20 protein-coding genes are annotated in these 21,378 nt (G+C 60.5%); 15 read left to right on the top strand and 5 right to left on the bottom strand.

Annotation, left to right across the window (positions count from 1 at the left end; translation table 11 throughout):
• Positions 1–110 precede the first annotated feature (110 nt).
• The 3 genes from choV to choX form a co-directional block, all read right to left on the bottom strand.
• The gene (gene choV, locus QOV41_RS09080) at positions 111–1,148 is read right to left on the bottom strand and encodes a choline ABC transporter ATP-binding protein (RefSeq protein WP_284580947.1); all 1,038 of its coding nucleotides are present in this window, start codon (positions 1,146–1,148) and stop codon (positions 111–113) included.
• Positions 1,145–1,984, bottom strand: coding sequence for a choline ABC transporter permease subunit (gene choW, locus QOV41_RS09075; RefSeq protein WP_284580945.1), 840 nt, complete (start codon positions 1,982–1,984; stop codon positions 1,145–1,147). The genes choV and choW overlap by 4 nt, the downstream gene beginning before the upstream one ends.
• Before the next feature lie 68 nt (positions 1,985–2,052).
• Entirely contained in the window at positions 2,053–2,982 is a 930-nt protein-coding gene (gene choX, locus QOV41_RS09070) for a choline ABC transporter substrate-binding protein (RefSeq protein ID WP_284580943.1), read from the bottom strand.
• 103 nt (positions 2,983–3,085) lie between these two features.
• Between choX and betI the strand changes: the two genes are divergently transcribed.
• The 15 genes from betI to QOV41_RS08995 all read left to right on the top strand — a co-directional run bounded on the left by betI (position 3,086) and on the right by QOV41_RS08995 (position 19,761).
• Complete coding sequence (betI, locus tag QOV41_RS09065) at positions 3,086–3,676, top strand: transcriptional regulator BetI (RefSeq protein WP_284580942.1); 591 nt, start codon at positions 3,086–3,088, stop codon at positions 3,674–3,676.
• Positions 3,673–5,190, top strand: coding sequence for a choline-sulfatase (gene betC / locus QOV41_RS09060; protein WP_284580940.1), 1,518 nt, complete (start codon positions 3,673–3,675; stop codon positions 5,188–5,190). The genes betI and betC overlap by 4 nt, the downstream gene beginning before the upstream one ends.
• 5 nt (positions 5,191–5,195) lie before the next feature.
• A complete protein-coding gene (gene betB / locus QOV41_RS09055) occupies positions 5,196–6,653 on the top strand; it encodes a betaine-aldehyde dehydrogenase (protein WP_284581249.1) in 1,458 nt (485 codons plus the stop codon).
• Between the two features lie 12 nt (positions 6,654–6,665).
• Positions 6,666–8,327, top strand: a complete 1,662-nt coding sequence (gene betA / locus QOV41_RS09050; RefSeq protein WP_284580939.1) for a choline dehydrogenase — start codon at positions 6,666–6,668, stop codon at positions 8,325–8,327.
• A 215-nt stretch (positions 8,328–8,542) separates the two neighbouring features.
• Positions 8,543–9,949, top strand: coding sequence for a sigma-54 interaction domain-containing protein (locus tag QOV41_RS09045; RefSeq protein WP_284580938.1), 1,407 nt, complete (start codon positions 8,543–8,545; stop codon positions 9,947–9,949).
• A gap of 165 nt (positions 9,950–10,114) precedes the next feature.
• The gene (locus QOV41_RS09040) at positions 10,115–10,900 is read left to right on the top strand and encodes a 3-hydroxybutyrate dehydrogenase (RefSeq protein ID WP_284580937.1); all 786 of its coding nucleotides are present in this window, start codon (positions 10,115–10,117) and stop codon (positions 10,898–10,900) included.
• Positions 10,897–11,664, top strand: coding sequence for an ABC transporter ATP-binding protein (locus tag QOV41_RS09035; RefSeq protein WP_284580936.1), 768 nt, complete (start codon positions 10,897–10,899; stop codon positions 11,662–11,664). Before QOV41_RS09040 ends, QOV41_RS09035 begins: the two co-directional genes overlap by 4 nt.
• Entirely contained in the window at positions 11,657–12,385 is a 729-nt protein-coding gene (locus tag QOV41_RS09030) for an ABC transporter ATP-binding protein (protein ID WP_284580935.1), read from the top strand. Before QOV41_RS09035 ends, QOV41_RS09030 begins: the two co-directional genes overlap by 8 nt.
• A 46-nt stretch (positions 12,386–12,431) precedes the next feature.
• A complete protein-coding gene (locus QOV41_RS09025) occupies positions 12,432–13,631 on the top strand; it encodes an ABC transporter substrate-binding protein (protein ID WP_284580933.1) in 1,200 nt (399 codons plus the stop codon).
• A 62-nt stretch (positions 13,632–13,693) separates the two neighbouring features.
• Complete coding sequence (locus QOV41_RS09020; RefSeq protein ID WP_284580932.1) at positions 13,694–14,581, top strand: branched-chain amino acid ABC transporter permease; 888 nt, start codon at positions 13,694–13,696, stop codon at positions 14,579–14,581.
• Positions 14,581–15,552 (top strand): branched-chain amino acid ABC transporter permease, encoded by a 972-nt coding sequence (locus QOV41_RS09015; protein WP_284580931.1) that lies wholly within the window; start codon positions 14,581–14,583, stop codon positions 15,550–15,552. The genes QOV41_RS09020 and QOV41_RS09015 overlap by 1 nt, the downstream gene beginning before the upstream one ends.
• A 20-nt stretch (positions 15,553–15,572) precedes the next feature.
• A complete protein-coding gene (locus QOV41_RS09010; RefSeq protein ID WP_284580930.1) occupies positions 15,573–16,286 on the top strand; it encodes a CoA transferase subunit A in 714 nt (237 codons plus the stop codon).
• Positions 16,286–16,945 (top strand): 3-oxoacid CoA-transferase subunit B, encoded by a 660-nt coding sequence (locus QOV41_RS09005; RefSeq protein WP_284580929.1) that lies wholly within the window; start codon positions 16,286–16,288, stop codon positions 16,943–16,945. Before QOV41_RS09010 ends, QOV41_RS09005 begins: the two co-directional genes overlap by 1 nt.
• Positions 16,942–18,117, top strand: coding sequence for an acetyl-CoA C-acetyltransferase (locus QOV41_RS09000; protein ID WP_284580928.1), 1,176 nt, complete (start codon positions 16,942–16,944; stop codon positions 18,115–18,117). The genes QOV41_RS09005 and QOV41_RS09000 overlap by 4 nt, the downstream gene beginning before the upstream one ends.
• 900 nt (positions 18,118–19,017) lie before the next feature.
• Positions 19,018–19,761: a hypothetical protein gene (locus tag QOV41_RS08995; protein WP_284580926.1), complete on the top strand. Its 744-nt coding sequence runs from the start codon at positions 19,018–19,020 to the stop codon at positions 19,759–19,761.
• Between the two features lie 101 nt (positions 19,762–19,862).
• Here the strand turns inward: QOV41_RS08995 and QOV41_RS08990 are convergent, their stop codons facing one another.
• Together QOV41_RS08990 and QOV41_RS08985 are read right to left on the bottom strand one after the other, a co-directional pair.
• Positions 19,863–20,279, bottom strand: coding sequence for a host attachment family protein (locus QOV41_RS08990; protein ID WP_284580925.1), 417 nt, complete (start codon positions 20,277–20,279; stop codon positions 19,863–19,865).
• Between the two features lie 438 nt (positions 20,280–20,717).
• Entirely contained in the window at positions 20,718–21,218 is a 501-nt protein-coding gene (locus QOV41_RS08985; protein WP_284580923.1) for an SH3 domain-containing protein, read from the bottom strand.
• Positions 21,219–21,378: the final 160 nt, after the last annotated feature.

Raw genomic sequence — 21,378 nt, 5'->3', positions numbered from 1 at the left:
CGGTTATGAGCATTGCCAAAATGGGGTATCGCCCACGCGAAAATCTCTGTGCTCGACCGGGGCAGACTTGAGTTCCTCGCGAAACTGTGGAGGCGAGTACGCGCGGCAGTTTAACCGTTCGCGCCATCCTTCGATTGAAGGGCCGAGATGATCTCCTTGTTGGTGATCCGCCCCACCGGCTCGCCCGCTTCAGTTACGCCGATCACGGCAGCGCCGCTTGAAAGCGTGTCAATTACCGCCGAGACAGGGGTTTCGTAGTCCATCTCTACATCAGGCGCCGCTACGGGGTTGCTGGCCATCACATCGCCGGCCCGCAAGACATTGAGCGGGTTCATGTGCGTGACGAAGTCCTCCACATAATCACTCACCGGGTCGGCTATGATTTCCTGAGGCGTGCCACACTGGACGATCCGCCCACCCTCCATGATGGCGATGCGGTTGCCAATCTTGAAGGCCTCATCAAGGTCATGAGACACGAAGATGATGGTGCGCTTGAGCTTCGCCTGCAGCTCGAGCAGTTCGTCCTGCAAGCGCGTCCGGATAAGAGGATCAAGGGCCGAGAACGGCTCATCCATTAGCAGGATCGGGGCGTCCGTGGCGAAAGCCCGGGCGAGGCCAACGCGCTGCTGCATGCCGCCAGATAGTTCGCTGACCTTGCTCTCACCCCATTCGGAGAGCCCCACCAGTTTAAGCTGCTCCTGAACCTTGGTCGTGCGCTCGGCCTTGTTCATGCCGCTCAACTCGAGCCCCAAACCGACATTGTCGATCACGTTGCGCCAAGGCAGGAGCCCGAATTGCTGGAACACCATGGCGACGCATTCCCGCCGGAGTTTCAGCAGTTCTTCCTGCGAACAGTTGGCAGGATCTACCGACCAGCCATTCGTGGTGACCGTCACCGAGCCCCGCGCCACCGGATTAAGACCGTTGACGGCCCGGAGGAGCGTGGACTTGCCGGATCCCGAAAGGCCCATGAAGACCACGATCTCGCCCTCCTCCACCTCGAGCGAGCAATTGTGCACCCCAAGGATCTGGTTGGTTTCCGCCTGGATTTCGGAACGGGACCTACCTTCATCCATCAGCACCAGAGCCGCTTCCGGCTTGTCGCCGAAGACGATGTCTACCTTATCGAAAATGACAGCCTTGCTCATTTTCTGTCCTGTCCTATGCGCAGCATCCGATCGAGCACGATGGCGACGACCACAATAACAAAGCCACTTTCGAAACCGAGCGAGGTGTTGACCTGATTGAGCGCTCTCACCACCGGCACGCCGAGGCCATCAGCACCGACCAGCGCCGCCACGACAACCATCGAGAGCGACAGCATGATGGTCTGGTTCAGTCCGGCCATGATCTGCGGCAGGGCATGGGGCAATTCCACCTTGCGTAGCTTCTGACCGCCTGTACCGCCGAACGCCTCAGCGGCCTCAAGCAAGGGTGTCGGAGTTGATGAGATGCCCAGATAAGTCAACCGGATGGGCGCAGGCACCACAAAAATTACCGCAGCAATCAGCCCCGGCACCATACCGATACCGAAGAAAACGATGGCGGGGATGAGGTACACGAAAGTGGGCAGCGTCTGCATGAGATCGAGGACGGGCTGCAATACTCGATAGAGATTGGGCCGGTGCGCAGCAGCGATGCCGATGGGCACGCCGATCGCCATGCAGACAATGCAGGCGGACATGACGAGCGTCAGGCTCTCGGTGGTCTCGCGCCAGTAGCCCTGATTAAGAATGAAGAGAAGACCGAGCGCTACGAGAAGGCACGGCTTCCAATTGCGCTGCAGCAACCAGGTAAGGCCGACAAAGACAGCGATGATGATCAGCGGGTGTGGCGTTTGCAGGACCCATAACAAGCCTTCAATAAGCCATTCGGCACCTTCGGCCAGCGTGTCGATGACACCGGAGAAATTGTCCTTGAGCCAGTTGAAGAAATTGCTCGCCCAGTCTCCCACGGGAATCTTGTTGTCCGTCAGCCACTCCAATGGCCTGCCCCTTTGGTCGTTGCAGAAAAAGGTGGATCAGCCTGACCGGGGGCCAGGCTGATAGGATCTTAGCGAGCGAGCAGTTCGTTTACTGCGGCAGTGGCGTCTCCGCCGTCCACGGTGGTGACGCCATCAACCCAGCTCAGCGGCAGATCGGGATTGGCCTGCATCCACTCCAGCGACGCATCATCGGCATCCATGCCGTCGTCGAGGATCTTGCCCATGATCTCGTTTTCCATAGGGAGCGTGAAGTTGAGGTTCTGCAGGAACGCACCGACATTGGGGCATTCTTCGACAAAACCGCTGCGGGTGACTGTGTAAACTTCGCCTTCGCCGCCGAAGAAGTCCTCGCCACCTTCAACATAGCGCATGTCGAAATTGGCGTTCATCGGATGTGGTTCCCAGCCGAGGAACAGGATGTCCTCCTTGCGATCGACGTGGCGCTGGACCTCCGACAGCATGCCCTGCTCTGAGCTTTCGCGGACGCGGAAGTCGCCAAGATTATACTCGTCGGCGTCGATCAGCCCAACAAGGTAGGAGTTGCCCTCGTTGCCCGGCTCGATGCCGTAAATTGTCGACTCGAGTTCATCGGAGAAATCAGCGATGTCCTCATAGGTCTGCAGACCCTTGTCATAGGTGTATGCAGGAACGGCGAGGTTGTATTTGGTGCCCTGGAGATTGGCGCCGACTGATTGGATTTCGCCGCTATCGAGATAGGGGCGAATTGCAGCTTCCTGCGAGGGCATCCAGTTGCCCAGGAAGATATCCACATCGTCGCTTTCGAGCGATGCGAACGTCACGGGGACCGACAACACCTTGACATTGACGTCATAACCCAGCGCCTGCAGCACCTGCTTGGTGGCCGAGGTCGTGGTGGTGATGTCCGTCCAGCCGACGTCCGAAAAAGAAACCGTTGTGCACTGAGCCTGAGCGAACGCAGCGCTCGAGACCAGCGACAGCGCGAGCGCGCTGGTCAGCGTAGCGGCGTGTTTGATCATAGCCATCTCCTTGGGCTGGAAGGTCGAAAATTGTCGATTGACTGGTCAATCAAAAACAAAATATGTGGAGATGTAAACCAGTTTTTCGACAATGGTGGAAAATATGGCCAGCAAGGGCATGCCGATTTTGCGCCGAAAGGCGCTGATCCTGGCAACAATCGCAGAGATCGGCGAGGCCGGCTCCCTTGACGTAACTGTCAGCCAGATTGCCAAGCGTGCCGGGATGTCTTCCGCGCTTGCTCACCATTATTTCGGCTCGAAAGACCAGATATTCTTGGCGGCGATGCGCCACGTCTTGGAGACTTTCAGGCTCGCCGTGTCTACTCGACTAAAAACCGCCCACGGGCCCGAGCAGCGCATCCGCGCCATCATTGATGCGAGCTTTGAACCGAGCCAGTTCGAACGGGAAATTGTCGCGGCCTGGCTGGCCTTCTACGTGCGGGCGCTGCAATCCCGAGAGACTCGCAGACTGCTGCAGGTTTATGCCCGCCGCCTGCACTCCAACCTCGTCTTCAACTTGCGCCAGCTTTTCGATGAAGCAACCGCGCAGCAAGTGGCTCAAGGTCTCGCCTCGCTGATCGACGGGTTCTACATCCGCCATGCCCTACAAGACGGCGTGCCCGACCGCGCCGGTACCCGGGAGATGGTCAAAGGCTATCTCGATCTCTGGCTCGAACGAAAAGAACGCGCTTGACCTCTCGCCCCAACATTCTTGTCCTCATGGTCGACCAGCTCAATGGGACCTTGTTCCCAGATGGTCCGGCCGACTGGCTGCACGCGCCCAACCTCAAGGCACTGGCATGTAGGTCGGTACGCTTTGCCAACACCTACACGGCGTCGCCTTTGTGTGCGCCGGGCCGTGCGAGCTACATGTCGGGCCAATTGCCCCGTCGAACCGGGGTGTACGACAACGCCGCGGAGTTCGCCTCAGACATCCCAACCTACGCGCATCATCTGCGGCGCGCCGGATATCGCACGGCGCTTTCGGGCAAGATGCACTTTGTCGGTCCCGATCAGCTGCATGGGTTTGAAGAGCGGCTGACGACGGATGTCTACCCTGCCGATTTCGGCTGGACGCCGGACTATCGCAAGCCCGGCGAGCGCATCGCGTGGTGGTACCACAATCTGAGTTCGGTCACCGGTGCAGGGGTCGCCGAGATTACTAACCAGCTGGAATACGATGACGAGGTGGCTTTCCACGCCAAGGCGAAGATCTACGACAATTCGCGCGGCCGAGACGACCGCCCCTGGATGCTGACCGCCAGCTTCACCCATCCACACGACCCCTATGTCGCCCGACGCAAATATTGGGACGTCTATGAGGATTGCGAGCACCTGGAGCCCCAGGTAGCAGCTCTCCCCTATGAGGAAATGGATCCGCATTCCCAGCGCATCTTTGACGCCAATGATTGGCGTGCCTTCGAACTCAGCGAAACCCAGATCAGGCGCTCGCGGAGGGCATACTTTGCCAACATTTCCTACATCGACGAGAGGATCGGTGAGATCCTCGAGGCGTTGCAGACCACCCGGCAGGCGGAAAACACCATCATTCTTTTTGTTTCGGATCACGGCGACATGCTGGGCGAGAAGGGCCTTTGGTTCAAGATGAGCTTCTTCGACGGCTCGTCTCGCGTGCCGCTGATGATCTCTGCGCCACGTCTCGAGCCGCGCTTGGTCGAAACTCCGGTATCGACGCTCGACGTCAATTCCACCCTTGCAGAACTCGTCGGCATCGACCTGGGCGAAGTGTCCCCATGGACCGATGGTGAATCGCTTGTGGAACTGGCCAAGGGCGGCACACGCACGACCCCGGTGCGAATGGAATACGCTGCCGAGGCTTCCTATGCGCCATTGGTGGCGATCGTTGAAGGTCGCTGGAAATACATTAGATGCGCGCTCGATCCGGAACTTTTGTTCGACCTCAAGGCAGATCCGCACGAGCTAACTAACCTCGCCGTCGATCCGGCGTATGCCGAGACGCTCACGCGCCTCAGGGCGCGCGCGTGCGATTATTGGGACCTCCAGGCTTATGATGCCGAAATTCGTGAGAGCCAAGCGCGCCGCCACATCGTTTACGAGGCCCTCCGGAACGGCTCGTTCTTCCCCTGGGACTTCGAGCCGCTGAGGCGCGCATCCGAGCGCTACATGCGCAATCACATGGACCTTAACGTCCTTGAGACCAATCAACGCTTTCCCCGCGGCGAATAGACATGATCAACCTACAGCCTCAAGCCAGCCATTTCATCGATGGCCAGTATGTCGAAGACAGTGCCGGACGCATTATCGAATGCAACTATCCGGCGACTGGCGAGGTGATCGCCCAAGTGCATTCCGCAACCCCGGCGGTCATCCACCAGGCGTTGGACTCAGCTCTGCGTGCACAGAAGCAATGGGCGGCGCTGGCGCCGGTGGAACGCGGTCGCGTCCTCCGCAGGGCGGCAGAAATCATCATTGCGCGAAACCGTGAATTGAGCGAGCTCGAAACCCGCGACACGGGTAAGCCGCTGCAGGAAACCCTGGTGGCGGACGCGACCTCCGGTGCGCAGGCGCTGGAGTTCTTTGGTGGGATTGCGCCGACAATCAATGGCGAGATGATGCCGCTGGGCGCTGACTTCGCTTATACCCGGCGCGAGCCACTGGGCGTGTGCGTGGGTATTGGTGCGTGGAACTACCCCACCCAGATTGCTTGCTGGAAGGCGGCGCCCGCGCTAGCCTGTGGCAATGCGATGGTATTCAAGCCATCCGAACTGACCCCCCTTTGCGCTCTCAAGCTAGCCGAGATCTTCATTGAGGCGGGCGCGCCGGCCGGCCTCTTCAATGTTGTCCAGGGCTATGGCGACGTTGGGGCGGCGCTGGCGACCGATCCGCGCACCGCCAAGGTCTCGCTCACCGGCTCGGTGGCCACCGGGCGCAAGGTCTATGCCGCCGCTGCCGATGGCGTGCGGCACGTGACCATGGAACTGGGCGGCAAATCACCGCTGATCATCTTTGAGGACGCCGATCTCGACAATGCAGTGAGTGCAGCCATCAACGCCAATTTCTACTCCAGTGGCCAGATCTGCTCGAACGGCACGCGGGTGTTCGTGCATGAGGCGGTGCAGAAGGCATTCATTGCCCGTGTCGCGGAGCGAACGGCAAGGGCCGTTATCGGCGACCCGCTCGACGAGAACACACAAATTGGGCCGCTTATCTCGGCCGCACAGCGCGACAAGGTGCTGTCCTACATCGAGATTGGCAAGGCGGAAGGCGCGCAACTGGTGTTTGGCGGCGCAATTCCGGCTGGATACGACAACGGCTTTTATATCGAGCCGACGCTGTTCACCGGTGTTACCGACGAGATGCGGATCGCGCGGGAGGAAATCTTCGGACCGGTGCTGTCGGTGCTCTCCTTCAAAACCGAAGCAGAGGTAATTGCCCGGGCAAACGGAACCGAGTTCGGTCTATCGGCTGGTGTCTTCACGCAGGACATCACCCGCGCGCACCGCACCGTTGCGGCACTGGAAGCGGGCACCTGCTGGATCAACACCTACAACCTCACCCCCGTCGAGGTTCCCTTTGGTGGCGTCAAGCATTCCGGTGTCGGGCGAGAGAACGCGCGTGCGGCCATCGAGCACTACACGCAGATCAAGTCCGTCTATGTCGCCATGAGCGATGTCGAGGCCCCATTCTAAGGAGCCAAACCCATGCGTGCAGATTTCGTCATCATCGGCTCGGGCTCGGCTGGCTCGGCCATGGCATACCGACTGAGCGAAGACGGACGAAACAAGGTCCTGGTGCTTGAATATGGTGGAACGGACATTGGTCCGTTCATCCAGATGCCGGGCGCCCTGAGCTATCCCATGAACATGAAGCGCTATGACTGGGGGTTCATGTCCGAGCCTGAACCCGGTCTGGGTGGCCGCCGTCTTGTCACGCCTCGGGGAAAGGTCGTCGGCGGATCTTCCTCAATCAACGGCATGGTGTATGTGCGCGGGCATGCTCACGACTATGACCACTGGGCAGAAACTGGTGCCAGCGGCTGGAGCTACGCCGATGTGCTCCCCTATTTCAAGCGCATGGAGCACTGGCATGCGGGCGGCCACGGTGGCGATCCCGAGTGGCGCGGCAAAGATGGTCCCCTTCATGTGACCCGGGGCCAGCGCGACAACCCGCTGTTCGAGACGTTCGTCCAAGCCGGCAAAGAGGCAGGGTTCGAAGCAACGGACGACTACAATGGGCACAAGCAGGAGGGCTTTGGCCCCATGGAGCAGACCGTCTGGCGGGGACGGCGCTGGTCTGCCGCCAACGCGTACCTGCGCCCTGCCCTCAAGCGCGACAACCTCGAACTGGTGCGTTGCTTCGCGCGTCGCATCGTCATCGAAAATGGCCGTGCGGTTGGTGTCGAGATCGAGCGTGGCGGCAGGATCGAGATCGTCCATGCGAACCACGAGGTGATCGTGGCGGCATCTTCGATCAACTCTCCCAAGCTGCTGATGCTTTCAGGCATCGGCCCCGGCGCTCATCTGCGGGAGCATGGTGTCGAGGTTATCGCCGACCGCACTGGCGTTGGACAGAACCTTCAGGATCACCTGGAGCTCTACATCCAGCAGGCTTGCACGCAGCCAATCACCCTCTACAAACATTGGAATTTGTTCGGCAAGGCGATGGCGGGCGCGCAATGGCTGTTCTTCAAGAGCGGTCCAGGCGCTTCTAACCAGTTCGAGAGTGCCGCCTTCGTCCGGTCTCGCGCCGGCGTCGAATATCCCGACATTCAGTACCACTTTCTGCCGATAGCCGTTCGGTATGACGGGCAGGCCGCCGCCGAGGGCCATGGCTTCCAGGCGCATGTGGGTCCTATGCGTTCAAAGTCGCGAGGCGCGGTGACGCTCGGGTCGGCTGACCCCAAGATCGCCCCGAAAATCTTGTTCAACTACATGTCCGACCCGCAGGATTGGGTCGACTTCAGGCACTGCATACGCCTCACCCGAGAGATCTTTGGGCAAGCGGCGTTCGATCCCTACCGGGGCAAGGAGATCCTGCCGGGCGCGGCTGTGCAGAGCGACGAAGACCTTGATGCCCACATCCGCGATCACGCAGAGAGTGCTTACCATCCGTGCGGCACCTGCAGGATGGGACGTTACGACGACCCGATGTCGGTGGTCGATCCCCAATGCCGGGTAATCGGCGTTGATGGCCTCCGTGTCGCCGATTCCTCGATTTTCCCGCGCATCACCAATGGCAACCTCAACGCGCCATCGATCATGGTAGGCGAAAAGGCCTCCGATCACATCCTCGGCCGCACGCCTCTTCCTCGGGAAAATGCAGAGCCGTGGATCAATTCAAATTGGCGAGTTTCTGACAGGTAGCGTCACTCACCGTCAGAGCGCGGCTGGTGAATGCCGGGATTCCACTCCAACCGAGACATGGCTGCCCGCGTAGCAGACCGGTAGCTTCCCGAACCTGATCAGCAAGGACGCGGGCGCACTGCAGGCATTGTCGGCGTCAAGCTCTGCGCCAAACATTGCCCGGAAGGCCGGACACCACTAGGGTGGAACATGCCTCTAATTTCGGTGTGGCCGCCATGTCCAGCTCGATCCGCAGCTATGAACCAACACACCGCCTTGCCAGCATAGAGCAGGCGGTCGACGCCTTCAGCCTCTTACGGGACTTCTTTGAAGGCGCCATCATCGTCGATGCACAAACGCGCATCACCTGGATGGACACTCGCTATCGCGAGTTGCTCAAGCTCGATCCGGCATTCAACCCGCTGGGCCTGCCTGTTGAAGACGTAATCCCCCATTCCCTGCTGCGCCGCGTGGTGGAAACCGGCCGCCCCATTCTGCTCGACATCATGGACTTCGACGACCGCCAGTTTGTGGTGTGCCGCATTCCCCTCAAGGACGACGATGGGCAGGTGGAGGGCGCCGTCGGCTTTGTCTTTTATGACAATGTCGATTATCTCGCGCCCATTCTCGAGAAGTTCGCCTCGCTTCAAAAGCAGCTCACCCGTGCGCAGGCGGCGCTGACGCGAGAGCGGCAGACCAAATATACGCTCTCGAGTTTCGTGGGCGTTAGCGACAGCGTGCGCGAACTCAAGGCCATGGTGCGTCGCTTTGCGTTGCGCGATGGCGCTGCCCTGATCGAGGGGGAGACCGGCACCGGCAAAGAACTCCTCGCCCATGCCATGCACCAGCAATCGGACCGCGCGGATGGCCCCTTCGTGGCGGTGAACGTGGCCGCCATCCCAGATTCTCTGCTCGAGGCCGAGTTCTTCGGGGTGGCGCCCGGCGCCTTTACCGGAGCCGATCGCAAGCCGCGCAAAGGCAAGTTCGAGCTCGCTCATGGCGGCACGCTGTTTCTTGACGAGATCGGCGACATGCCCGCCCCGCTCCAAGCCAAGCTGTTGCGGGCGCTCCAGGAAGGCGAGATCGAACCGCTGGGCTCCAATACGGTGAAAAAGGTGGATGTGCGCATCATCGCCGCCACCTCGCAGGATCTCCAGACCCGGCTCGCCGAGAAGTCGTTTCGCGCCGACCTCTATTACCGGATTGCCGTTCTCACCATCCAGGTGCCGCCCCTCCGCGACCGGCTTGAGGATGTCGGCCCCATCGCCGAGGCCCTGCTTGAGCAGATACCCCGAGCGCAGGATCAGCGCGGCTGGATCCTCCAGGTCGACGCTGTCCAGGCGCTGGTGAGGTACGATTGGCCAGGCAATGTGCGCGAACTGCGCAACGTTCTAGAACGCGCCGCCGCCATAGCTCCAAGCGAAGTTATCGATTCCGGCCTTGTGACCCGCGCCCTGCCCAAACGCGCCGCTTCTCCCGCTACCTTCAGATCCGGCGGTCTATCGACCACCCTGGCGGCCACGGAACGGCAGGCGCTGATCGACGCCATCGCTGCCAGCAACGGCAGCAAGTCGGCGGCGGCGCGGCGGCTGGGTGTATCCCGATCCCAGTTCTACGAAAAGCTCAAGCGCCACGCGATCTGATTGTCCGGCAAGCCGGACGGAGTCCGGACCTGTCCGGTCGTTCGGACACTTTGTTCCAGCCAATACTCCCGCAAACGCTTAACTTCGGCTTTGGCACGAAAGCTGCAATACCTTCTCCAACTAGATCGGGCCGCAAAGGTCCGCGACAAAGGGGATGGAGACGGAGTGAGCGAGCCAAAGCGCACCGCATTGGTCACGGGTTCGACCAGTGGCATTGGCCTGGCCATTGCCAGGAAGTTCGCTGAACTCGGCTATGACGTAGCGGTCAACAGCTTCGAGGCGGAAGCCGAAATTGCCCATTTAATTGCAGGCTTGCGGGGCTGCGCCAGCGGCCGCATCGGCTATTACCGAGCGGACCTCGCGGACGGGACAGCGAGCCATGCTCTAGTCGAGCGGGTGATTGCCGATTTCGGCACGCTCGATGTGCTGGTCAACAATGCCGGCGTTCAAAAGGTCGCTGCGGTGGAGGAATTCCCGCCCGCCGACTGGGACCGCATCATTGCGGTCAGTCTCGATTCCGCTTTCCATACCACGCGCGGCGCCGTGCCCGGAATGGCGCAGCGCGGCTGGGGGCGTATCATCAATGTCGCGTCCGCGCACGGCCTACGAGCCTCGCCGTTCAAGTCAGCCTATGTTGCCACCAAGCACGGCGTGGTCGGTCTCACCAAGACTGTTGCCTTGGAGGTCGCTGAAAAGGGTATCACGGTCAATGCCATCTGCCCCGGTTATGTCTGGACACCACTCGTGGCCAAACAGGTGACGGACCAGGCCAAGGTGCACAATCTCAGCGAAGACGAAGTTGTCCGCCAAATCATGTTGGCGCCGCAGCCCACGCGCAAATTCGTCCAGCCTGAAGAAATCGCCGAACTCGCTGCCTATCTCTGCTCGGACTGGGCGCGCTCTATAACCGGTACAACCATTTCCATCGACGGCGGGTGGACTGCCAAATGACCTCACCAGCAAATGACGTGATCCTTTCGGCTCAAGGACTGACCAAGCGTTTCGCTGGGTTCGTCGCCGTTAATGGCGTCAATCTCGATGTCCGCCGCGGCTCCATTCACGCGCTGATCGGGCCGAACGGCGCCGGCAAGACCACCTGTTTCAATCTTCTAACCAAGTTCCTCCAGCCCAGCGCCGGCTGCATTCGTTTCAACGGTCGCGACATCACTCGCATGTCGCCCGCCGCGATTGCCCACATGGGCGTCATCCGCTCCTTCCAGATTTCGGCAGTGTTCCCGCAGCTGACCGTGCTGGAAAATGTCAGGGTTGCGCTGCAGCGCCGGCAACGCGGTGACAGCTTCGACTTCTGGCGCTCCGAGAAAGTGCTGGCGGAACTCGATGGCGACGCTCTGCACCGGGTCGAAGAGGTTGGTCTTGTTGACTATGCCACCAGCCAGGCGGGCGATCTCTCCTATGGCCGCAAGCGGGCGCTTGAGATCGCCACCACTTTGGCTCTGGAACCCGAAATGATGCTGCTCGACGAGCCAATGGCTGGCATGGCTCAGGAAGACGTCACCCGCATTTCGGCTCTCATCCGCCGGATCTCGGCGAAGCGAACCATCCTGATGGTCGAGCACAACCTCTCCGTTGTGGCGGATTTGTCCGACCGCATTACCGTGCTCGCGCGCGGCGAGGTCCTTGCAGAGGGTAGCTACGACGAGGTTTCGAAAGACCCGCAGGTGGTGGAAGCCTATATTGGAGGCGGCCATGAGTGAGGCTCTGCACATGGACACGTTGGCCCCGCAACTGGCGGTGCGGGATCTCCAAGGTTGGTACGGCGAAAGCCACGTGCTGCACGGCATCAGTTTTGATGTGCAGCCGGGCGAAGTAGTGACGCTGCTTGGCCGCAACGGCGCCGGCAAGACCAGCACGCTGCGGGCCATCATGGGCCTGCTGCCTCGACGCGAGGGTTCCGTGCAGTTCGAAGGTCGCGAACTGATCAGCCTGCCCCCGCGCCAGATAGCCCGCGCCGGCATCGCCTTTTGTCCCGAGGAGCGCGGCATCTTCTCATCGCTTTCAGTCGACGAAAACCTGATGCTGCCGCCCACGGTGCGCCCGGGCGGCCTCACCCGCGCCGAAGTGCTCGACATGTTCCCCAACCTGCGGGAGCGCCTCACCGGTCAGGGCACCAAGCTCTCGGGGGGAGAGCAGCAGATGTTGGCCATCGGTCGAATTCTGCGCACCGGCGCCAAGTTCCTGCTGCTCGATGAACCAACCGAAGGCCTTGCGCCCGTCATCGTTCAGCAGATCGGACGCACCTTGGCAACGCTCAAGGCGCAGGGCTTCACCATCGTTCTGGTGGAGCAGAATTTCCGCTTCGCGGCTTCGGTCGCGGATCGGCACTACGTGGTCGAGCAGGGGCGGGTGATCGACATGATACCCAATGCCGACCTGACGGCCAACACAGCCAAGCTTCACGCCTATCTCGGCGTGTAAGTGATTGCCCGCAACGGGCCAGAAGTAATCGGGAGGAGAAACGATTATGACGACCAAACTTCTACTGGCAGCCTTTGCCACCACCCTCATGGCCGGCACGGCCATGGCAACGGACATCAAGATTGGCGTGCTCAACGATCGGTCCGGCGTTTATGCCGACCTTTCCGGCGAAGGCTCGGTCATCGCCGCCCGCATGGCCGTGGAGGATTTCAACGCAGCCGAAAAGGGGATCAACGTCGAGATCATCTCGGCCGACCATCAGAACAAGCCAGACGTGGCCTCCAACATTGCCCGTCAGTGGTACGACCAGGACGGCGTCGACCTGATCGTGGACGTGCCAACGTCCTCGGCCGCCCTGGCGGTCTCGGAAGTCACCCGGGAAAAGGACAAGGTCTTCATCAACTCCGGCGCCGGCTCTACGGCGCTCACCGGTGAACAGTGCTCGCCCAATACCATCCACTGGACCTACGACACCTACGCCTTGGCCCAGGGCACTGGCGGAGCCATGGTGGACCAGGGCAACACCGACTGGTTCTTCATCACGGCTGACTACGCCTTTGGCCACTCGCTTGAGGAAGAGACCTCTAAGGTGGTCGAAGCTGCCGGTGGACAGGTCATGGGCACGGCGCGGCACCCCTTCCCCGGCACCGATTTCTCGTCCTACCTGCTCCAGGCTCAGGCCTCGGGCGCCGACGTGATTGGCCTTGCCAATGCCGGTGGCGACACGGTCAACGCCATCAAACAGGCCGCCGAGTTCGGGATTACGCAAGCCGGCCAGAACCTGGCAGGTCTTCTGATCTTCATTACCGACGTCAACGCGCTCGGGCTCGAAGCCGCTCAGGATCTGGTGCTGACGGAGAGCTTCTACTGGGACCTCAATGATGAGACCCGTGAATGGTCGGAGCGCTTCGCTGAACAAAACGACGGCAAGATGCCGACGATGGTTCATGCGGGTGTCTATTCGGGCGTCCTGCACTACCTCAAGGCTGTCGAAGCCACTGAAGGCAAGGTTACAAGCGACCTGATGTCGACCATGAAGGAAATGCCGACGGACGATCCACTGCTCGGCGAAGGCCGGGTGCGTGAGGACGGGCGCAAGATCCACGACATGTATTTGTTCCAGGTCAAGAGCCCGGACGAGTCCACTGGCGCCTGGGACTACTACGAGCTGCTCGCCACCATTCCGGGGGAAGAAGCTTTCCGGCCGCTGGAAGAAGGTGGCTGCGAACTCGTCGCACAGCAGTAACACGCCCTGAATGTGCGCTCCCGCTGGAGCGCACATTCCACCACGCCTCACAAGGATAAGCCATGTTCGAGCTCCTCGGCATTCCGCCGCAGGCCCTTTTCGGTCAGCTTCTGCTGGGGCTGATCAACGGGTCGTTCTACGCCCTTCTCAGCCTTGGCCTCGCGGTGATCTTCGGGCTGCTCAACATCATCAATTTCGCCCATGGCGCTCAGTACATGATGGGCGCTTTCGTCGCCTGGATGCTGCTGACCTATCTGGGCGTCAATTATTGGTGGTCGCTCTTGCTGGTCCCCCTGATGGTCGGCGCCACCGGGATAGTGCTCGAGCGCTTGATGATCTCGCGTCTCTATCACCTTGATCACCTTTATGGTTTGCTCCTGACCTTCGGGCTGGCCCTCATCATCCAGGGTCTCTTCCGCAACTACTATGGTGTATCGGGCCTGCCCTACTCCATTCCTGCTGAACTCTCGGGCGGCACCAATCTGGGCTTCATGTTCCTGCCCACCTATCGCGGCTGGGTGGTGGTCGCCTCACTGGTCGTATGCTTCGGCACCTGGTTCGCTATCGAGCGGACGCGGCTGGGTGCCTACCTCCGTGCAGCCACCGAAAATCCATCGCTTGTGGGCGCCTTCGGCATCAATGTGCCCCGCATGATCACCCTTACCTATGGCTTCGGCGTCGCTTTGGCCGCACTCGCTGGCGTGCTGGCAGCGCCTATCTACTCGGTTAATCCAAACATGGGTGCCGACCTCATTATTGTGGTCTTCGCCGTGGTGGTGATTGGCGGCATGGGCTCCATTCTGGGTGCTATCCTCACCGGCTTTGGGCTGGGCATTGTGGAGGGCCTGGTAAAGGTCTTTTATCCCGAAGCTTCCGCAGTTGCCGTTTTCGTAATCATGGCCCTGGTCCTGCTGGTCAAACCTGCCGGCCTGTTCGGGAGGACTGCGTAATGACCGTCGACACCCAACCTGCAATAGTCGGTACCACCGCTGTAGGCACGCCGCGCCACCATGTGCTGATCTTTGCCGTGCTCCTCGGCTTGATGTTGATTGCGCCGTTCGTTCTCTACCCTGTCTTCCTAATGAAGGTGCTGTGCTTCGCGCTCTTTGCCAGCGCTCTCAACCTGCTGCTCGGCTTTGGCGGCCTGCTTTCATTCGGGCATGCGGCCTATTTTGGTGCTGCCGCTTATGTGTCGGCACATGCAGCAAAGGTTTGGGGTCTGACGCCGGAGCTCTCCATACTTCTGGGGACCTCAGCCGCTGCGGTACTGGGCCTCGCCATCGGTGCGCTGGCTATTCGCCGGCAAGGCATCTATTTCGCAATGGTGACCCTCGCTTTTGCACAGATGGTCTATTTCTTCTCGGTGCAGGCGCCCTTCACTGGTGGCGAGGATGGCATCCAGGCCGTGCCGCGTGGCAATCTGTTCGGCCTCATCGATCTCGCCAACGACCGCACCTTCTACTTCGTCGTGCTGGGGATCGCCGCCGCCGGTATGCTCGCGATCTACCGCATCATCCACTCCCCATTTGGTCAGGTGCTCAAGGCCATCCGAGAGAACGAGCCGCGTTCAACCTCGCTCGGCTACAAGGTCAACCGGTACAAGCTGGCGGTCTTTGTAATGTCCGCCGCAATTGCCGGTCTGGCAGGCGCCACCAAGGCCCTGGTGTTCCAGTTGGCCTCACTTACCGATGTGCACTGGAGCATGTCTGGTGAGGTCGTCCTGATGACGCTGCTGGGCGGCATGGGCACCATCTTCGGCCCGTTGGTTGGTGCAGCCGTGATTGTCACCATGCAGAACTACTTCGCCGGTTTTGGCGCCTGGGTGACGGTGCTGCAGGGCGTCATTTTCGTCATCAGCGTGCTGCTGTTCCGTGAGGGCATCGTGGGCGTCATCTCGCGCTGGATCAAAAAACCCCTGTAGGTCGTCCGGAGGAGAGTTCGGTGCAAAAAGTCTATCCAACCGTTTCCGAGGCGCTGGCAGGGTTGCTGCGCGACGGCATGACTATCATGTCGGGCGGGTTCGGTCTCTGCGGCATCCCACAGGCTTTGATCGAGGGCGTGCGCCTCTCTGGCGTGCGTGACCTCACCGTCATCTCCAACAATGCGGGGGTCGACGGCATCGGCCTCGGCACGCTGCTCGAGACGCGGCAGGTCAGCAAGATGATCTCGTCCTACGTTGGGGAGAACAAGCTCTTCGCCGAACAGTATCTCTCGGGCGAACTTGAACTCGAGTTCAATCCTCAGGGCACGCTCGCCGAGCGCATCCGCGCTGGTGGCGCCGGCATCCCGGCCTTCTTTACCAAGACCGGCGTCGGCACCATTATCGCCGAGGGCAAGCCCGTTCAGGAGTTCGATGGCGAGATGTATGTGATGGAGCGCAGGCTCGTCGCCGATATCTCCCTGGTGCACGCCTGGCAGGGCGATCACGAAGGCAACCTCGTCTACCGCAAGACTGCCCGCAACTTTAATCCGATGATGGCGACTGCTGGCAAGGTCACCATTGCGGAGGTGGAGGAGCTCGTCGAAACCGGAAAAATCCATCCAGATCACGTTCATACGCCGGGCATTTTCGTGTCGCGCCTTGTCCACGTGCCGGAGCCTGTCAAACACATCGAGAAGCGCACCACCCGTCCCCGCGTCGAGGAGACCGTCTAATGGCTTGGAACCGCGAGCAAATGGCCGCCCGTGCCGCGCAGGAACTGGAGGACGGCTTTTACGTCAACCTCGGCATCGGCATTCCCACCTTGGTTGCCAACTACATACCAGACGGCATTAACGTCACGCTTCAAAGCGAGAACGGTATGCTCGGCATGGGCCCCTTCCCCTATGAGGGTGAGGAGGACGCAGACCTCATCAACGCGGGCAAGCAGACCATAACCGAGCTGCCGCAAACCAGCTTTTTCTCGAGTGCGGACAGCTTCGGCATGATTCGCGGGGGCCACATTGATCTCTCCATCCTCGGGGCAATGCAGGTGGCCGAAAATGGCGACCTTGCTAATTGGATGATCCCCGGCAAGATGGTGAAGGGCATGGGCGGCGCCATGGATCTGGTCGCGGGCGTCAAGCGCGTTGTGGTCGTCATGGAGCACGAAGCCAAGGGCGAACCCAAGCTCCTCAAGCAATGCACCCTGCCCCTTACCGGACAACGCTGCGCCGATCTGGTGATCACCGATCTTGGTGTATTTACCCTTGCCCGTCGTGGTGACCCCACGATGGTGCTGATCGAACTCGCCGACGGCGTTACTGTTGACGAGATCACCGCCAAGACCGACGCCCGGTTCGAGGTTGGCCTTATCGAAAGGCAATATGCATGAGCGACATCGTTATTGTTGGCGCGGCACGAACGCCAGTCGGCAGCTTTCTCGGCTCGCTGGCGTGCGTGCCCGCCCATGATCTTGGCGCTACTGCCATCTCCGCCGCTCTCTCCCGAGCGCAGGTCGATGCCGCTGAGGTCGACGAGGTTATCCTGGGACAGGTGCTCACGGCAGGCCAAGGCATGAACCCGGCACGCCAGGCCGCCATGAAGGCAGGTGTCGGTGAAGGTGCCACCGCCTGGGGGATCAACCAGGTCTGCGGCTCGGGACTGCGCGCGGTGGCGCTCGGCATGCAGCAGATCCAGTCAGGGGATGCCAGGATCATCGTCGCGGGAGGACAGGAGTCCATGTCTCTTTCGCCCCACTGCCAGAACCTGCGCCAGCCGAGCAAGATGGGTCCCGTAACACTGGTCGACACCATGTTGTCTGATGGACTGACCGACGCCTTTGGCGGTTATCACATGGGCATCACGGCGGAAAACGTTGCCCGGAAGTTTCAGATCAGCCGCGAGGAGCAGGATGCTTTTGCCCTCGCCTCTCAGCAGAAGGCAGCAGCGGCAAAAGCGCAAGGCCGCTTCGAGGCGGAAATCACTTCTGTGACGATTACTTCCCGCAAAGGCGAGTTGGCGATCAGTCAGGACGAGTACATCCGCACCGACGCTTCACCGGAAGGCTTCGCTAAGCTTCGCCCGGCGTTCGACAAGGCCGGCACTGTTACCGCCGGCAACGCTTCCGGGCTCAACGATGGTGCTGCCGCATTGGTCCTTATGCATGCCGACGAGGCATCCCGCCGCAGCCTCACACCGCTGGCGCGCATCGCCTCCTGGGCAACGGCGGGCGTAGATCCATCACTGATGGGTACCGGCCCTATCCCCGCCTCCCAGAAAGCTCTCGAGAAAGCCGGCTGGTCGGCCTCAAACCTCGACCTCATCGAGGCCAATGAAGCTTTCGCCGCCCAGGCATGCGCCGTCAACCGCGGCCTGGGCTGGGACACCGAGAAGGTGAACGTCAACGGTGGCGCCATCGCGATCGGACACCCCATCGGCGCCTCAGGCGCCCGGGTGCTGGTCACGCTCCTTCATGAACTCGCCCGACGGGACGGCAAGAAGGGAATCGCCACTCTCTGCATCGGCGGGGGGATGGGAATCGCGCTCTGTGTGGAGCGAGGCTGAGCTCTCGGGCAGGATACGGCTTACAGCAGTTCCGGACCTTCATGGTTGATGGCAGAAGGGGGCCGACACCAAACTGAACGGTTCTGGTGTCGAGAGGTAGAATAGCTGCTATTCCGAGCAAATGATCTGAACGGCGGCGACCGCCTCATTCAAGCCGGCGACCCGTGCTCCCAGACGGTCGTTCGGACGACCTGGGCAGGGATCACCTCCCTAGCCGGCCTTGGTCTGTCGTATCAACCGCGATCGGCGGACCGGGCGATCTCTTGCCGCAATTGGCCCACCTTCGCTCCGACCCATTGCCGGGCGTCATCGCCGAACACCAGCCGCGAAGGCGCCTCTCCTTGCGAACAAAGTGCCACGATCTATGTGGCGAGTAGCTTCGGATCGCCCGGCTGGTTGCAGCTGGCCGCTTCCACGACCTACTCGCGGCAGCCGCGGTCGAGGGCTTCGGCATTCTCTACATCATCCAAGATTTGGTGGCGGCGCCGATTGGCGACGGCCGTCTTATCCGCCTGCTGGAGCATTGGCGCGAGCCGTTCCCTGGCTATCACCTCTATTACCCCGATCGGAGCGGAACTACGGCCTTCGAGCTATTCAAGAAGGAGCTTCGAGCGAGCAAAACCGCGTTAAAGATTGGGCGAGCGTCGGCGTTGGCACTGTAATCCGACCGTTTGTGGACAATCTCGCCAAATCCTTCAACGGCAACTTTCCCAATTTCAGGTCAAAAGCCGCCGGTCCGCTCAGCATAAATTGCCGGGGACCGCACTCGACTGGGTACTCTTTTCCCAAGGCGAGCGGGGATTGACCCACGAAACCGGTACTAGCTCCCATGTTCCGGCGTCTGTGAGCGTGGCTTACTTCTTGCTTGACCAGAAGCGACGGCTTTGTTGGAGGTTCCAAGTGCAGATCACAGCGGCCACGTTCTCCGATCCTACGATGCGTCCCCATCTCCAGGCCTACTATGAGAACCAGAAGGCAGAGGCGGTGGCGGCCTGGAGAACCCGCGAGCCGATCGCCGATGACCTCGTTTTCAGGCTTCCTGATAGAAACGTGTTTGCTGGCGAACCTATTCAGATCACTGCGGAGCAGATGGAAAAGGCCATTGTGCCGTTTGACAAGTGGCTCGACTTCCAGATTGATCGCTTCATCAATCCCGGTTTCGGGCACGAACGACTAAAGATGGCGCAGAAGCAACTCGACTTGGTGCAGGCGAACGGCCCTAATACCACTTCAGATGTCCGTACGACATTTTCAAGCAATGGCGTGCTGCTAGCCACGATCAACACTGATGGCACTTCCAGGTTGTCGAATGGTAGCGCGCAGTATCTCAACGTTATAGTGGACAAAGCTGACGAACTGAAGCTGTTCGGGCAACGGCGCGTCGACTATCTGACTCGAGAAATGGAGTCTGCGCTATGGGATCACCACGGAGGTCTCGACGTCACGAACTACTCCGACAACACCATTCCGACCAAGCGGGAATATGCACGGCTATGGCAGCGGGACTTTGATATCGATGCGCACTACGCATCCTCTTTGGCAGCGGCGCAGGCGAGCTATGACGACGCCCATGCCTGGCATCAACAATCACAAGAGTATCTCGACCAGATGCGCGATTTTCTGCTGAAGATGCAGGAAGCGTAGCGGCACTTAGAACGCATGCCCCGCAAAGCATAGATTTCGGGTCCGCATTTCACCCCTGGTGCCCGCCCCCGAAATCGTGACTGTGCGCCGACGCCGCGGCCCTAGCCAGCGGCTTCTCGCACGATATCGGCTATATCGCCGGTGCTGTGATTTACCAGGGCCTTGTTGAGCGACAGGATAATGCTGCCCGAAACGGTCTCGTGCATTGCGTCACGGAGTTGACCAAGCGTCTGCGGATCCGCGGCGACTACCATATGCTCGTATTTGTTGGCCTGCTTCATGGCATAGAGGGCATTCGCCAATTGCTTGGCAAAAGTCGCCTCGTCTGTTTGGCGCAGCGTTTGCTCTTCTGGGCGTGATCCGGAGGGACCATCGTCTGCCAAGTTCTTTGGGGTCAAGCGCCGTTCCTCGGCAAGTCTCATTGCATCCTTCACACCATGGCTACGGAGCAGAATGGCTTGATGCCCATCGGCTACAACGACAAGGGTTTGCTGGGGAATTGATACGACCTTGGACATAGAACAAACTCCTTGTTTCACGCGACAACGGCGCGTGAAGTCTCAACGGCGGCTTCGGGCGATTGTTCCGGACGATGAGGTGGCGATCATCGAGCTGGACGCCTTTGGAGGCAGCCTGGACGGATGTTCATGACATCCCTGTCTCAGCGGCGCTGCTTTTCGGCGGGTCTTGTTATACCAGCTTTCGGTGTGAGGCAGCTCGCCGGAGTAGAGTGATCATCGGCACCCACAACCACGCACCTGTTGTACTAACCTTGGATGTCGCCGTGGGCGCCTCCTACACCTGGACCTCGCAGGCCGGGCACATGCCGCGGATCGGAGCACCTGCAGCAATGCGAAAAATGTATCCCGTTCGGGCGGGAGGGGTAGCGAGCAGGAGGCCCCCAGCAAAAAGCCGCTCAAGAGACTGAGCGGCTTCACTGCGGTTAGCCCGAGCTGCTAGTTGCGGTACCAGTCCCTATCGCTGCGAGGCCAGCGGTCATCCCGGTCCCTACCCCAACGATCATCTCGATCCCGGCCATTCCGATCCCAGCGATCATCTCGATCCCACCGATCATGCCGATCCCGGCCGTCCCAACTACCATGTCCGGGGCGCTGCGGACGTTGTGGCTGTTGATATATGGGCGGAGTGCCGAAGTTGAATTCGAAGCTGAAGCCAGGCTTCACGCCGTATCCGCGGCTGGACGCCCGCAAGTAGTTGGCGGAAACCCAACCATCTGGACCGCGCTTCTCGACATAGCACCAACCACCACGGCAGCCAGTGACCTCAACCCGCTCGCCCCGGCGGAGCGCATCGACGACGCCATAGCCAGTGCCAGGCCCTGAGCGGACATTGACATTGGTGGTGGCTGCCGCGGGAGCAGCGAGGGCAATACCAGCGGACGCCAACATGATTGCGCCAGCTATTCCCGCCTTAAGCACGTTCTTCTTGATTTGCATCTTGGGTCTCCTCAACGCGATGGGCCTTAGCCCGGTAAACGCATGAAGCCCCCTCTCACCTGAACTGGATCTGAACCGGTATGTTCGGAAGAGTTCAGCATCTTAGCCTGCAGCGTGCGACTTGCCCGTTGCGCTAGCGCAGTCACCTCTCTGAAACGCA

Source organism: Devosia sp. RR2S18 (assembly GCF_030177755.1).
In the GTDB taxonomy this organism is placed as follows: domain Bacteria; phylum Pseudomonadota; class Alphaproteobacteria; order Rhizobiales; family Devosiaceae; genus Devosia; species Devosia rhizosphaerae.
Note: the sequence above shows the minus strand (reverse complement) of the source record. Positions and strands in the feature narration are given on the sequence as shown.

Bases quoted from the DNA above. Each gene is read 5' to 3' on its own strand.
- betA (WP_284580939.1), top strand. From the start codon at position 6,666: ATGCGTGCAGATTTCGTCATCATCGGCTCGGGCTCGGCTGGCTCGGCC.
- QOV41_RS09035 (WP_284580936.1), top strand. From the start codon at position 10,897: ATGACCTCACCAGCAAATGACGTGATCCTTTCGGCTCAAGGACTGACC.
- choX (WP_284580943.1), bottom strand. From the start codon at position 2,982: ATGATCAAACACGCCGCTACGCTGACCAGCGCGCTCGCGCTGTCGCTG.
- QOV41_RS08985 (WP_284580923.1), bottom strand. From the start codon at position 21,218: ATGCAAATCAAGAAGAACGTGCTTAAGGCGGGAATAGCTGGCGCAATC.
- QOV41_RS09045 (WP_284580938.1), top strand. From the start codon at position 8,543: ATGTCCAGCTCGATCCGCAGCTATGAACCAACACACCGCCTTGCCAGC.
- QOV41_RS09000 (WP_284580928.1), top strand. From the start codon at position 16,942: ATGAGCGACATCGTTATTGTTGGCGCGGCACGAACGCCAGTCGGCAGC.
- QOV41_RS09025 (WP_284580933.1), top strand. From the start codon at position 12,432: ATGACGACCAAACTTCTACTGGCAGCCTTTGCCACCACCCTCATGGCC.
- QOV41_RS09030 (WP_284580935.1), top strand. From the start codon at position 11,657: ATGAGTGAGGCTCTGCACATGGACACGTTGGCCCCGCAACTGGCGGTG.
- QOV41_RS09020 (WP_284580932.1), top strand. From the start codon at position 13,694: ATGTTCGAGCTCCTCGGCATTCCGCCGCAGGCCCTTTTCGGTCAGCTT.
- QOV41_RS09005 (WP_284580929.1), top strand. From the start codon at position 16,286: ATGGCTTGGAACCGCGAGCAAATGGCCGCCCGTGCCGCGCAGGAACTG.
- betI (WP_284580942.1), top strand. From the start codon at position 3,086: ATGGCCAGCAAGGGCATGCCGATTTTGCGCCGAAAGGCGCTGATCCTG.
- choV (WP_284580947.1), bottom strand. From the start codon at position 1,148: ATGAGCAAGGCTGTCATTTTCGATAAGGTAGACATCGTCTTCGGCGAC.
- QOV41_RS08990 (WP_284580925.1), bottom strand. From the start codon at position 20,279: ATGTCCAAGGTCGTATCAATTCCCCAGCAAACCCTTGTCGTTGTAGCC.
- QOV41_RS09015 (WP_284580931.1), top strand. From the start codon at position 14,581: ATGACCGTCGACACCCAACCTGCAATAGTCGGTACCACCGCTGTAGGC.